The following is a 14847-nucleotide window of genomic DNA, read 5'->3' as shown; positions in this document are numbered from 1 at the left end:
TGGCAAACAACAATCCACGCTCTGGTGAGCGTAGCTAAAAACTAGGCTCTGGCGAGCGTAGCTACCAAACGTCAGCACGTGTTCCGACAAATTGCTTATGTCCAATTATTAGTTTAAGGAATCAGCAGAATGCGTTGTTCGATATGTGCCCTGGGGCTTGGCCTGATAGTAATGTTGCCTGTGGCGCAAGCGCAGGTGCCGTTGGCGAACTTTGTCAACTATGAGATCGCGCCGATACATGCGTTGACCATGAGTCCCGATGGCAACGTGCTGGCGGCGGTCAACACGCCGGACATGCGGGTGGAGTTGTTTACGCTGGATGCGGGCGGACCGCAGAAGTGGGTCAGCATTGCGGTGGGCATGGAGCCGACCAGCGTACGTTTTCGCAGCAATGATGAATTGTGGGTGGTCAATAACGTATCGGATACGATATCGGTAATCAGCATCTCTGAGCAGCGTGTCACGGCGACGTTGGCGACGCTGAACGATCCTTACGATGTAGTGTTTGCTGGTTCGCCGCAGCGTGCATTTGTGTCGTGCGGCTTTCCGCACACCTTGCAGGTGTTTAATCCGGCCAATCTAGCTGCTGCCCCCAGCAATATTGTGCTACAAGGCAATAATCCGCGGGCCTTGGCGGTCAGTCCCGATGGCACCAAGGTGTACGTAGCCTTCTTCCATTCCGGCAATCGCACCACGATTCTGTCCGGCGGTGTTTCGGCTCCCGGTAGCAACATCGCCAATTTTCCGCCAGACATCGTGACCAATAATGCTGGTCCACATAGTGGAGTCAACCCGCCGCCCAACGCCGGCACTGTCTTCAATCCACTGCGCAACACCGCCGCCGGCACTCCTCCCAAGGTGTCGTTGATTGTACGCCAGGACAGCTCAGGAGTATGGAGGGATGACACTGGCGCCAACTGGACACCCTTTGTCAGCGGTGCCAGCGCGACTCAGTCTGGCCGCTACCCTGGCTGGACAGTATTGGATCACGATTTGGCTGTGGTCGATGCCAACAGTTTGAGTGTGAACTACATCAGCGATTTGATGAATATCTGCATGGCGGTAGATGTCAATCCGGCTTCCGGTCAGGTGACCGTGGTTGGCACCGAAGCGCATAACGAAATACGGTTTGAACCCGTGATTCAAGCCGAGTTCATTGACGTAGTAGCGGCCACGGCCAATCCGTTGACATTTCAAGCTACCAGCCATACCGATTTGAATGCAGATTTAGTAGCTCAGTTTACCGGCACTCAGTTGTCGCCAACCTTGCGGGCCACAGCGTTGGGTGATCCACGTGCGATCAAATGGTCGGCCGATGGAGCGGTGGGATACATTGCGGGGATGGGCTCCAATAACGTCGTGAAAATTGACGGTAGCGGGCAGCGGATTGGCTCGGCAATTCCTGTTCGCCCCGGTCCGGTTGGTCTGGCGCTGGATGAAGCTCGTGGCAAGTTGTATGTGCAGAATCGCTTTCACGGATCGATCTCGGTGGTTGATTTGAGCTCCAATACCGAAACGTCGCTTGTCAGTTATTTTGATCCGACGCCGACTGTGATTCGAACGGGTCGCAAGCACTTGTACGACACGCAGCATAGTTCGGCGATTGGCCAGATTGCCTGTGCGTCATGCCATGTGGATGGGCGCATGGATCGTCTTTCTTGGGATCTGGGCAATCCTGCGGGTAACAAAGTTTTGTTGTCATCTCGCACCTTGAACACCAGTATTTCCGGCGGTGCCACCATGACGGATTTTCATCCGATGAAAGGTCCGCTGCTGACCCAGACGCTGCAAGACATTATCGATCATGAACCGTTGCACTGGCGCGGCGATCGCTTTGGCATCGAAGAGTTCAATGACGCCTTTCATGAGTTGCAGGGTCGAGCGACGGTCTTGACGAACGCCGAGATGGGCGAGTTCAAGGCGTTTTTGGCGACGCTCCACTTCCCGCCCAACCCTTTTCGTAACATCGACAATACGTTGCCCACGAGCCTAAATCTGGGTGGGCATTTTGCCACCGGTCGCTTTTCCCTTGAAGCTGGAGCGCCTCTGCCCGCTGGGAATGCCGTATCGGGATTGGCGCAGTATCGAAACCAAGTCAATCGCCTCGACCGAGGTAATATTGCTTGTGTAACTTGTCATACTTTGCCCGGTGGCGACAGCACCGACAGGGTATTTTCGAACAACGTGTGGCAACTAATCCCTCGCGGTCCCAACAATGAAAATCAATTGGTGCTCATGGGTGTCAGCGATGTTGCCCCACCGGTTCAGAACACTTTTAAAGTTCCGCACCTACGCAATATTTTTGAGCGGGTTGGATTCAATGTGCGGCCCGGTACCTCCAGTCTGCACGGTTTTGGTCACGGTCACGATGGGAGTACTCCCTCCATCACTGATTTCCTTAACTTATCAGCATTTTTCTTCATATCGGATCAGCAGATAGCCAATATGGTTGCCTTGATGATGTCCTGGTCCGGTTCGGATTTTCGCGATAACAGCGGCAATTTGATTGTCAACAACGGTACGGTACAGTTGGAGCCACCGGGAGTCTTTAGTAAAGATAGTCACGCGGGTGTGGGTCAGCAGGAAACGATCACCAGTCCAACGCACAGCCAAACACGACTCAATTCCATGGTCGCTGCAGTTAATGCCTCGACTCGTGTGCAGTTGATTGCCAAGACGCAGGGCGGCGGACATCCCCGGGGCTATTTGTTGCAGGGCGGCAACTTCCTGCCGGATCACCCTACGGAGTCAGCGGTCTCACAGGCGGCGTTGGTAGCCAACACGGGCAGTGGCAAATCGGTAACGTTTACCATCGTACCGGCTGGAACCGGCCAGCGGTTGGGCCGCGACCGGGATTTGGATGGATTCATGGATTACCAGGAGTTGCTCAACTGCACCGATCCGGATGATCCCAGCAGCTTTGGCAGCTCCAATGTCTGTTCGAGCTTGGTTGCTAGCCACGCTGTTCACAGCAGTTGGTCTGGCGGTGGATCGTCCGTAGACGCCGGCAAGACAGGGCATCTCGCCAATGGCACGCCGACAACATTGGGGCTGGTCAATTTGACCAATTCAGCGGCGGGGCTAAATGGAATGGAGATCGAGGTAGCTGGTTTGGCCAATCCTGGTGGAGTCCAGATTGGCGACTTTACGTTCCGTATGAGTCCCCAGGGCGCGTTCAGCGAAAGCGCAAATCCGCCCAGTGTCTGGGCAGCTGCACCAGCGCCATCGTCCGTGGTAGTCACGCCGGGCTCGCCAGACCGAATTGTTTTCACGTGGCCCAATGGTTCGATCACTAATCGATGGTTACAGATAACAGTCAGGGCGACCTCGAGAACGGGTTTGCCGAGCGACCAAGTGCTGTATATCGGACACCTGTGTGGCGAGGTGACCGGCGCGGCTGACGGTGTCTATACGGTATCCTTCGCAGATATCACACCCATTCGAGCGGCGGTGAGCCAAGTTGTGCCAGCCAGTAGCGTTTTGGATATCAACAAGGATGGGTTGGTCTCCTTTGCTGATATTACGGCCATGAGATCCAGTGTGAGCACTCAGTTAACCAATATCACGGTCCAGTAAGCCGAGCAACCCCTTGGTTGCTGCTGTCGCCAGGCGGTGGTTGAGGTGGGCTGCCACACTCTGGTGAAGGCAGCTATCGGTATATTCGTCTTGGCCGCCCGCCTCAGATCAACTCACTTACCTGAAGTCGGCCACAAATCCGGGACATCTGAGCCAGCGGAATGACGAAAACTTCCCACGTCCAGGATGCATTGATTATCATGGACAATCCGGGATGTCAGCCTGCCGTGGTCCACTTGTTCACACAGGGAATGCGAAGAGTGTCTTATTCAGTACGTGCTTTGGGGTTGGCTCTGTTGGTAATGCTGCCTGTCGCTCAAGCTCAAGTACAACCAGCCAGTTTCGTGAACTATGAGATTGCTCCGGTCCATGCCATGGACATGAGCCCCAATGGTGGCTATTTAGCCGCCGTCAACACGCCGGACATGCGCATAGAACTGTACTCTCTCGCGGGCGGCAGTCCGGAATGGAATGCCAGTATCCCTGTGGGTCTGGAACCGGTTAGTGTGCGATTTCGTACTAACAACGAACTATGGGTGGTAAACAATCTTTCCGACAGCGTGTCGATCATCGATGTTGCTCAGCGCACCGTCAGCGCGACGCTGTTGACGCGCGATGATCCACAGGATGTGGTCTTTGCTGGGTCGCCGCAACGCGCCTTTGTGTCCTGTGGCTTTCCGCATTTGATACAGGTGTTTAACCCAGCCGACTTGGTAGCGGTTCCGACAGAGGTTGCGTTACAAGGCAATAATCCTCGGGCACTGGCGGTTAGTCCCGATGGCGGGCAGGTGTATGTGGCGTTTTTCCATTCGGGCAATCGAACGACGATTCTATCTGGCGGCATGTCGGACCCCGGTAGCTCGATCATTAACTTTCCCCCCGATGTGCTGCGCAGAACCAACGGACCTTATGGCGGAGTCAATCCTCCTCCCAACGCCGGCGGCGGCTTCATCCCGGCTCAAAATCTGGCTGCCGGTACGCCGCCCAAAGTGTCATTGATTGTTCGGCAAGATAGTCAGGGCGCATGGCGGGATGATACGGGTGCCGACTGGACGCAGTTTGTTAGCGGTGCCAATGCGGATATGTCGGGCCGGTATCCTGGCTGGAATTTGGTGGATCACGATTTAGGCGTGGTGTCGGTTAATACGCTGCAAGTTGGTTATGTCAGCGATCTGATGAATCTGTGTATGGCCTTGGATGTCAATCCAGTGTCTGGCAATGTAACTGTGGTTGGTACCGAGGCCCACAACGAGTTGCGTTTTGAGCCGAACATATCGGCTAAGTTCATTGATGTCGTCGCGGCGTTTGCCAATCCGATCAATCTGCAGGCGACGGGGCGCAGCGATCTGAATGCCAGCCTGATGGCGCAGTTCACGGGCTCGCAATTGCCGGATCATCAGCGAGCCACGGCTGTTGGTGATCCGCGCTCAGTCAAATGGAAGTCGGATGGATCAGTGGCATACATTGCCGGTATGGGTTCCAACAACATCGTCAGCATCAATAGCAGCGGTCAGCGCGTTGGTCCGGTGATTGCGGTCCAGCCTGGTCCTGTGGGCTTGGTATTGGATGAAGCACGTGGTCGATTGTACGTGCAGAATCGTTTCCAAGGGTCCATTTCTGTGATCGACATAAATTTGGGCAGCCTAGTGGATACGGTCGATTATTTTGATCCGACGCCTACCGCAATTCGCATCGGGCGCAAGCACCTGTATGACACCCAGCACAGCTCCGCCGTTGGGCAGATTTCTTGTGCTTCTTGCCACGTGGATGGACGCATGGATCGACTGTCTTGGGACTTGGGCAATCCTTCTGGAGCCAAGGTCTCGTTAGCGACTAGAAATCTCAACCGCAATGATTCATTCACCGTTCCATTGGGATTTCCACTGGGTAACCAAAAGCTGGGAACCGGCATTCTCACGGACTTCCATCCGATGAAGGGACCGATGCTGACGCAAACTTTGCAGGACATCATCGGACATGAACCGTTGCACTGGCGAGGCGACCGATTTGGGATCGAAGAGTTTAATGGCGCTTTTCATGAATTGCAGGGGCGAGCCAGCTTGCTGACTACTTCAGAAATGGCAGAGTTCAAAGCGCATTTGGCGACGATGCACTTCCCGCCCAATCCGTTTCGTAACATCGACAATACTTTACCCACAAATCTTCCGCTGACAGGACATTTTGCAACTGGCCGCTTTACGCTTGCGGCCGGTGCTCCACTGCCGGCTGGAAACGCGGTTGCGGGCTTAGCGCAGTATCGTAACAAAGATCTCGGTAGCCGTCTCGATCAGCAGCTGTTTGCCTGCGTATCCTGCCATGTCTTGCCAACCGGTGGCAGTACCGATCGTCGCTGGGTGTCGAATGCTTGGCAGCCCATTGCGCGCGGTCCAAACAACGAAAACCACTTGTTGATGATGGGGGTCAGCGACGTTCCCGGACCGATGCAGAATACGCTCAAAGTTGCGCATCTACGGAACATTTATGAACGCGTTGGATTTCGCATGAGACCTGGCAGCACAAGCACGCATGGCTTTGGTCACATGCACGATGGCAATGTGGCTTCGATCGCCGATTTCATTGGCAATCCAGCGTTTCTGTTTACTTCCGACCAGCAGATCGCCAATATGGTGGCGCTGCTACTGTCGTGGGCTGGCTCGGACTTCCGTGAAGCCAATGGGAGTTTGATCGCTAACAACGGAACAATAGCCCTAGAGCCGCCGGGCGTTCCCAGCAAAGATAGTCACGCAGGCGTAGGGCAGCAAGTAACAATCACCCATCCCTCGCACAGCACTACTCGAATCAATTCATTGATCTCAGCGGTAGATGCGACATCGCGACTGGAGTTGATCTGTAAGACGCACGGACCGGCCGGGTCGCGAGGCCTGCTGTATCGTGGCAGCAATTCTTATCAGTGGGATAACATCGGCCAGCCCAATGCGACGCTGGCCGAGATCCTCGGCGGTACCGGTAATGGCCACACAGCGACATTCACCATCGTGCCCAGCGGTACCGGCTATCGCTTGGCGCTTGATCGCGACATGGACGGATATTTGGACTATCAGGAGATTCTCAACTGTAGTGATCCGAATGATCCGACCAGTTTCGGCATCAGCCCTTGCACCGAAGTCGTGGGCGGCTTTGTCGTTCACAACGGCTGGACCGGCAGCGGATCGGCCATCGATGCTGTCAAGACGCTGCATCGTGCCACCGGAACGCCAACAATCTTGGGAATGAACCATTTGACCAATACCGCCACAGGTTTGAACGGTATTGGATTTGACATAGCAGGCTTGGCAATTCCCGGTGCATTATCGTCAGCAGATTTTACATTCCAGGTCAGCCCACAAGGGGCGTTCAATCAGGGCACCAATCCGCCGCCTCATTGGACGATTGCTCCTGCTCCATCGTCAATAGTCGTTACGCAAGGTTCGCCGGATCAAGTCACTATTTCCTGGACGGACAATGCGATTGTCAATCGTTGGTTACGCATTACGGTTCATGCCACAGCCAACACCGGACTTCAGCATGACGAGGTGTTTTACGTCGGGCACCTACTCGGTGAAACAACTGGGCCCGAAGACGGTATTTACACCGTCTCATTTACGGACATTACCCAGATCCGTTCACAGTTGAGTCAAGTTGTAGCGTCGAGCCACAACTTAGATATCGACAAAAATGGATTGGTCTCATTCGCAGACATTACCGCCATGCGCAGCAATATCTCGGCTCAATTAACCAACATCACGGTGCCATAGTCATCAGTCAGCGGCTTCGATGCGTCGAGTGCAATCGACCATGAGCCAACATAGTCCGCTAGCCAAGTACATCGCCGACAGTAGATAGAACAGTGGCTGCCAGTTGGTAGTGCTGACGATAACTTGATGGACTTCGGTCGAGGTCGTAAACCAGTCCAGCAATCCTCCGAAGACGATGGGCATGGTGATTCCGCCCGAAGTGCCTGCAGTGTTGATGATGCTAAAGAGGGTCGCGCTAAAGCGCCCTCCCATGTCCGTACATGCTCCCCAGGTGGTCGGCTGACTCCAGTCGCTGAAGAATTTGGCGGCTAGCAAACACAGGGCGGCAGCCTGGCTGGTAGTTTGCGCAGAGACCAATAGCAACATCAGGCAGCCCAGAATTTTGCCAATGCAGCCCACGCCGCTCCGCGACCAGCGACGACTGCCTGTAGCATGGATCAGTCGATCATTCAGCCAGCCACCGACAATGCCTCCCAAGGCACCACCCCATAGTGGTAAACTGGCCAGCCAGCCAGTTGTGGCAATGTCCATTCCGCGAGCCTGCAGAAAGTAGGCTCCAATCAATGATACAAAGGCCACATCAGAGCCTGCATCCAGGAATTGTTGAACCACAAAGAATCGTAGGCTGACATTCCGCGCGGCTACTTTCAGCGGCAATACTGTGGGGCCAGGTGAAGCTGAGTTTTCGTCCGTTGGCGCACCTTCGGAGATCAGCGCACATTCGGAACGGTTAACACCGCAATGTTCGGCGGGTGAATTGCGAAACAGTTTCCAAAAGACGAGTGCATAGATCGCGCCTAGTCCACCTAGTACCGAGATGGCCGTTTGCCAGTTTAGACCGCACCAACCCATCAGTAGCGAGCCAATGATGATCGGGGACATGGCTCCACCGCTTCGGCCAAACGTGGTTGCGATCCAGCCTTGCAAGAGCGTGCGTCGATTGGCCGGAAACCAACGTCGCGTCACCTGCGCCAGCGCCGGATAGCAACCCGCCTGCGCTGCCCCAAATGTCAAACGACATATGCCCAGCAGCAACATATTCTGCGTGTGCGCGATCGCCGTCATGGCTGCAGACCAGGCTAAGATCATGAGGCTCAGGAAGCGATGAGGTCCGAAGCGGTCGATGATCACGCCACTGGGTATTTGTCCGCTGGCATAGGTGTAGTAGAACAATGAAAACAGTAGGGCGACTTGGGTGTGGCTGAATGCGAACTGTTCCTGCAATTTCGGGCCGACCACATTCCAACTATAACGATGCAGGTACAGCAAGAACGACGCACCGCAGGCCAGCGCAAAGATGTGCCAGCGGATGTTCGTAGGCGCAGACGTCGACCCTCCATTGACGATTGTCGTTGGTTCGGATTGGTACGGATTGCGTCTAGTGCTGTTGGTCATCAATTCCCTGTCCACTTGTATTACTCACCTGTTGTCGGATTGGTCGACGCAGGATGCTGGAACACTACATCCCAGTCAACGTCGATTCCCAACCCAGCCTGCCTGCTCAGGCTGGTCCGTGGACCTTCGATCGTTAGCGGCTGTCGTACGATTGAATACGCGTGGTAGCTTGGCCCTAAGCAGTCGCCCGGAATTTGTTCGACCTGCAGATTGGCAGTAGCGACGACCAGATGCAGCATTGCAGCCGTCGCAATGTCCCACTCCAAATTGGATCCAATTGTGCAGGGCAGGCCATGCTGTTCTGCCAACAGAGCAATCTTCCGTGCCTTGCGAATGCCACCGTTCTTGCCAGGGTATATCGAAAGTGCATCACAGCAGCCGCCGGCTATCAGCTCGCGGGCTTCCACTTCATCAAAGCAACTCTCGTCTGCCAAGATGCGGCAGCCTGTCTGCTGGCGAAGCTGCCGCAGCTGATTGAAATTGCGGCGCGGCAGTGGTTGTTCGACCCACTCCACATGGCAGTCTTCCAAGCGCTTCAAGCACCACAGCGCCTGTTCCAGATCCCAACCACCATTGGCATCGACTGTCAGTGTGATTTGTGAACCGACAGCCTTGCGTACCGCCAGCACGCGACTGACATCGGTGAGTGGATCGGTGCCGACTTTGACTTTGATCGTGTCAAAACCCGCCTGAACCCTTTCAACAGCTCGCTGCGCCGCAATCTCGGGAGGATAGGCCCCCAGAGAGAAGCGACTGCGGATCGTGGTCGATCGAACCGCTCCTCCCAGCAGTTCATATACCGGCTGGTGGGCTGCTTTGCCAGCGATGTCCCACACAGCCATTTCAATGGCCGATTTCGCAAACCAATTGTCGGCTGCCAGGGCATCCATGCGCCGGTCCAGTTCCTCCAGGTCCTGGATGTCGCAACCCAGGACAACCGGCGCTAATACGCAGTCGATGAGGGCTTTAGCCCCCCACACCGTCTCGCCGCTCCAGCGCGGCATTACTGTCGCCTCACCAACGCCAAATAGACCGCTATCGGTAGTTACTTTGACCAACACATACTGAGAAACATGGTGTTGTCCCAATGCCGAGATCATGCGGTATTCGGGCTTAAGTGGTATGCGTGTCGCAAATGTCTCGATGGCCGTGATGTTCATCAATTCTTCAGTGCGGGTAGCTGAATGTGAGTCAGTTAGAGGGCGCCATTACATTAGTTCGTCAACTTGGATGCACAGAGTATGCCACATCGGTGCGGGAATTGCAAAACGACTGGGAGGCTGGACGGACTGGCATACAATAAAATGCCTTGCAACCCGCAACGCATATTTTTGGCACTCGGCACATGCAGCCTGTACAAATTTACTTAGACAACAATGCCACCAGTTATCTCGATTCCGAGGTGGCCGGTTGTATGTCGCAGCTTCAACTGCCTGGACTAGCCAATCCGGCCAGTCAGCATCGGCTCGGACGGCAAGCCTTGCATCTGCTAGAGAACGCAAGATCAACGATTTTGCAGTATCTCGGTGCGCCATATCAAGGAATGGATAGCCCCCAGGTAATACTCACCAGTGGCGGGACCGAAGCCAACAATCTGGCGCTGCGTCTGCAGGCTCCGTCAGCCCAAGACCTGGTGATTGTCGGTGCCATGGAGCATCCCAGCCTACTGATGGCCGCTGGTCAGCCCTCGTTGTGTGCCAATCCGGTGCGTCTGTTGCCTGGGCTGGCCAGCGGCCGTTATGATCTGCCACAACTGTCGCAGTGGTTAAACGATATTTACAGCGGTCGCGACCGGTATCACCGGGTGGCTTTGGTCAGTTTGATGTTGGCCAACAATGAAACGGGTGTGCTGAATGATTTGGCGGCGATCGTGCAATTGTGCAGCCAATACGACGTGCCGGTACACAGCGATATCACACAAGCCGTTGGCAAGCTTGACTTTGACATGACCGCCCTGGGGGTATCGTCGATCACGCTGGCGGCACACAAAGTTCACGGTCCCGTAGGCATCGGTGCGCTGGTGACTCGATCGCCTTCCCAGCTTCAGCCGATCCTGGTCGGTGGCGGACAGCAGTTGGGTTGGCGTGCCGGCACGGAACCGGTGGCGCTGGCTGTAGGAATGGCCAAGACACTGGAGGTCGCCGATCGGGCTCGGCGCACCGGGGTCTACCAGCAAGTAGCGCGACTGAGAGATCGGTTCGAAGCGAATTTGCTTGCACAGCTCGGTCAAGCCCAGGTCAATGGTCAGCCTGAATGGCGATTACCACAAACATCCAACATTGCCTTCGTTGGCATCGATCGCCAAGCCATGCAGATGGCCCTGGATTTGGCGGGTGTAGCATGTAGTACCGGTTCAGCTTGCGCTAGCGGCAGCGGTCGACCTTCGCCAACGTTGCAATCTATGGGGTTAGATGCATCTCGCGTTGATAGTTCATTGCGATTTAGCTTGTCACGCATGACGACAGCCACAGAGATCGACCAAGCGGTGGAGATCATCGTTCGCGTGGCGCGAAAATTATCGTTGACTCGGTAATTTTCACACGCTCTGTTGTAGCTGCCGTCGCCAGACGGTGGATCTGGCAGTACCGACCGGGCTGCCACCACGCTTTGGCGCATAGCTACTGTGCGCGGCGCACTAGTGTCGGCGAATGGCGATATTACGGAATTGCACGGGGTCACTGTGTCCGGCAAATCCGAATTTGCCGGTGGTCAAATCCTTGCCGGGATGTGGCTTGCCCTCCAGGTAATCGCTTATCTGGCTCAAGTCCGTATCCAGGATGACGGTGCCATTAAGTTCCACGCGGATCATCGTTCCGTGAACGCTCACATGCTGATAGTTCCACTGGCCGGTGGGGCGTAAGTAGCCTCGATGGGCGGCAGCCATACCGTAGGCTGATCCGTGGTATTGTCGCGAGTCCAACTTATCATACTGAGGCGCGTCGTTATCCAGAATCTGCAGCTCGCACATGCCTTGATAGGCAGCATCGCCGGTACCTGGATAACGGATAGCCAAGCCATTATTGCCGCCAGCAGGCAATAAAAACTCTAGGTGGACATCGTAGTCGGCATAGTCATCCACGGTATGTAATACCCCACCCCGCCCCGACTTACAGCGGATGGTTCCGTCGATGACTTCGTAGTTACTTGTTGCTCCAGCCCAGCCGCTGAGGTCCTGGCCATTAAAAAGTGCGGTAAATCCTTGGCCACTGCGTTTGGCCAAATAGTTGTTGGCTTCGTCAGCCCCAATTTCGCGTACAAAGATGTTGCGCCACTGAATCTCGCCACCGTGAGTTTGTAGTTGAATTTTGCCGCTACGCATCAGAGGCAGCTTACGATCCCAGAAATTCTCCATGATGGCATGATCGACAACCAGATGATCATTGAGCCATACGCTGGTGCGGGCACCGATTTGCAGAATACGGAATTGATTCCATTGCCCAAACGGTTTGTCGGCTAACGTCAACGGGTCTTTGCCAGCAGTTCCGGGGCTGTTGTTCCACAAGCCACCGCTACCTTTGTTGGCACCAATGTTGAACTTAGCTTCTTCTGTGCTGTCCCAAATCTGCACCTGCGGGGTGGCTCGCAGATAGATACCACTGTCGGCCAGTGGCACCGTCTTGTATTCCAACAGCAATTCAATGTCGCCATATTCTTTGTCCGTGGTTAGGTACACTCCATGCCCATCATTGACCAGTGCATTATCTCGTATCGTCCAGTGCTGCCGCATATCCGCATTCCATTGCGAGCGCTTGTCTTGGTCGATCGAATCCCATTTACGCGGATCTACATGTGGGCAGCCATGCCAACCATCCAGGTTATGACCGTTGAAAATCGCCGTGAATCCAGTCGGTGGGTCTTGAGCCAGACTGGCGTTGCACAATATCCACACAATTAGACACAGCGCCAAACCGCGCAGTGCAGCAGACATCCAGCCAACGTCGAACCCCGCAGATATTGCCTCGGCCATCTTACACGGTCTGCCACCCCATACAGCGGCCTGCTCGCAAGAGCACGAGATTGACATTCCAGGTGATCGAGCGAGCATTAACGGTGTCCTTATAGTAAAGTACTTGGGGGTGATGACTCTTGCAAAAGCCGCCCGCCCTTGCAATCGCTAGGGGTTGTCGTGGATTCTGAGTGGCTATGGCGCGCCACCGACGACCGCCCATTATACTCGCAGAATTCCGGTCGTGGCCTGACCACAGGGCCTCATGGCGGATAGCCAATTTCGTAATCGTCACCAGATTGGTAAGGTGGGACCAGCCGCTCCAGCGCCGGTTGGTTGTAATATCCGAAGAGTCTGAAAACGGCCAGCGGTTGTCCCCATGCGACTTGCTCAGCCCACGCCGACCCACCACCTGTGCGAATAGCGTTTAGCGCGAGCAGCGATCAAATTTCGACGAGTCGACCCAAGCTACCGGGTAGGAGAATCGCCGCGCAAGATGCAATGCTTCCTGACGGCTGCGGACAAAAACCAACACGCAGTGATGGAGCGCAGCAAATCGAAAGTCCAAGTCTCCAACGACTCGCCACTCCTGTTCAATGCTCCAGTCCTGCACTCCGTCGACCGGCTGAAAGAAAGCCTGTTGGGCAGGTGCCAAGTTCTCATAGTCGGCTTCAGAACCGTAGATCACCGGTTGGGCATGGGGCAGCCCCGTTCGCGGGAACAGGATTCCATAGGGTTCCCAGTCCCAGCGACCAAGGTGGGGTCGAAACCGACGTCGCTCGAGCAGCTTGTGCAATGGCACGGCACTCAAGCTGACGGTTGGATGTCCGGAGCGGTTCAGGCTCGAAGCGGCTCGCAGTCTTCCTTCACGCAAAATCTGCATGAGTGTCTGCATCGGATGAACGGGTTGGCTTCTACCGTTCTGCCACAACCTGATAATGTGGCTTTCGCGAGACTCGTCCGGCATCGGTCCCGCCGTGCCGCGCGTGCAATGCGACAAATAGCGCCAGCCCACATCACACTCGCCACTGCTCAATTCGCTCAGTGGCAGGCATAGTTGATGCACCGAAGTATTTTCTAGCGACTGTGCTACATGACAGCCGGACCAAGCTTGTAGATATGACACGTCAGATTGAGGCACCAGCCAACCCACAGCACCTCGATCCAACCAACCAGCCCAATCAGCGTCACTTGCCTGAAAATTGTTGTCACGATTGGATTTGGCAATCAGCAGGAAGACGCTACCAGTTGGAAAGCGACCATCTTTCAGGCGTCGCTCCAGCAAACTGGCCACATGGCCATTGGGGCGAATATGAAATACCAGCAGACGATCTGCCAAGCACATCACGGCTCGATCTTGCACAGGCAGGCATTCAAAATCGGCATTAACTTGCTCACAAGATATCTCAGGTGACAGATAGACTGAATTCCCGCATATACCATCAGCAGGTGCGCGCGATAACTGATGTAAGGTCGCTGCCAGCCAGTTGGCGGTCGTAGTTGTTGATTTTCGCAAAGCAGTGGGCAGAACCAGTTGGATGGCTGGAATCCCCGCAAGACGCGCGAACTGTTTGGTGGCCTCGAATAGCGTGGTTCCCTTGGCAAGCAACACCGGCTGTTGATCGCGGGCGACCCATCTCAGGCCGCGATCTAAAAGTTCTGGCCAATCAGGCAATCGAAGTTTGTTCCGGCCGAGTTGCGAGCTAACGAAAGTCGTATAAGCTACCGGAATCTGCAACAAGCCAGACTTGGCAATATAGAATCGCTCTCCCAGCCAGCACTGAGCCAGTCCGTTGACCGTGCGCGGCCAATCGTCCGCAACGATCCAACCGCATTCGCACAGCAATGCTATCCGCTGTTGACCGAGCGGCGTGAGGATGCATTGACCATCAAGTTGCCACTGGGTGACTCGTGCTAGCCAACAGCGATTGGCTAGAGAAGGTGTCGAGTATTGGTTGATGCCAGCGGGCTCAATCGACTCCGGTATTGTTAGGAGTTCGGCAAGCTGTTCTGCACTGATATTTTCAGCCCAGCCCAATTGATGTAGTGCCGCTAAGAACACCGTGGCAGGTCGCCAGTTTTTGCCCGGCGTCTTGTCAGATTCAGCGATGTCCAATTGTGGCACGCCGTAATCTCCCCGCTGTTGGAGGTCAGCTTTGTCCACCGGGCGATTGG

General features: G+C 55.1%; 7 protein-coding genes. 3 read left to right on the top strand and 4 right to left on the bottom strand.

Annotated features, from left to right (window positions below; genetic code table 11):
- Positions 1-129 precede the first annotated feature (129 nt).
- The gene (locus KF752_04800) at positions 130-3576 is read left to right on the top strand and encodes a hypothetical protein (GenBank protein MBX3420858.1); all 3447 of its coding nucleotides are present in this window, start codon (positions 130-132) and stop codon (positions 3574-3576) included.
- A 161-nt stretch (positions 3577-3737) separates the two neighbouring features.
- The gene (locus KF752_04795; protein MBX3420857.1) at positions 3738-7331 is read left to right on the top strand and encodes a hypothetical protein; all 3594 of its coding nucleotides are present in this window, start codon (positions 3738-3740) and stop codon (positions 7329-7331) included.
- A gap of 3 nt (positions 7332-7334) precedes the next feature.
- Here the strand turns inward: KF752_04795 and KF752_04790 are convergent, their stop codons facing one another.
- Both KF752_04790 and KF752_04785 read right to left on the bottom strand, forming a co-directional pair.
- Positions 7335-8726 carry an MFS transporter gene (locus tag KF752_04790; protein ID MBX3420856.1) on the bottom strand — a complete coding sequence of 464 codons (1392 nt, stop codon included), beginning with the start codon at positions 8724-8726 and terminating at the stop codon, positions 7335-7337.
- Between the two features lie 20 nt (positions 8727-8746).
- A complete protein-coding gene (locus KF752_04785; GenBank protein ID MBX3420855.1) occupies positions 8747-9886 on the bottom strand; it encodes a hypothetical protein in 1140 nt (379 codons plus the stop codon).
- A gap of 185 nt (positions 9887-10071) precedes the next feature.
- Here KF752_04785 and KF752_04780 point away from each other — a divergent pair, with 185 nt between their 5' ends.
- Entirely contained in the window at positions 10072-11259 is a 1188-nt protein-coding gene (locus KF752_04780) for a cysteine desulfurase (protein ID MBX3420854.1), read from the top strand.
- Between the two features lie 102 nt (positions 11260-11361).
- Here KF752_04780 and KF752_04775 read toward each other — a convergent pair whose 3' ends face one another.
- Both KF752_04775 and KF752_04770 read right to left on the bottom strand, forming a co-directional pair.
- Complete coding sequence (locus KF752_04775) at positions 11362-12750, bottom strand: DUF1080 domain-containing protein (protein MBX3420853.1); 1389 nt, start codon at positions 12748-12750, stop codon at positions 11362-11364.
- 349 nt (positions 12751-13099) lie between these two features.
- Positions 13100-14797 carry a hypothetical protein gene (locus KF752_04770; protein ID MBX3420852.1) on the bottom strand — a complete coding sequence of 566 codons (1698 nt, stop codon included), beginning with the start codon at positions 14795-14797 and terminating at the stop codon, positions 13100-13102.
- Positions 14798-14847 lie beyond the last annotated feature (50 nt).

Source organism: Pirellulaceae bacterium (assembly GCA_019636385.1).
Classification (GTDB): domain Bacteria; phylum Planctomycetota; class Planctomycetia; order Pirellulales; family Pirellulaceae; genus Aureliella.
The sequence above is the reverse complement of the archived record's forward strand: the minus strand, read 5'-3'. Positions and strand labels throughout refer to the sequence as shown.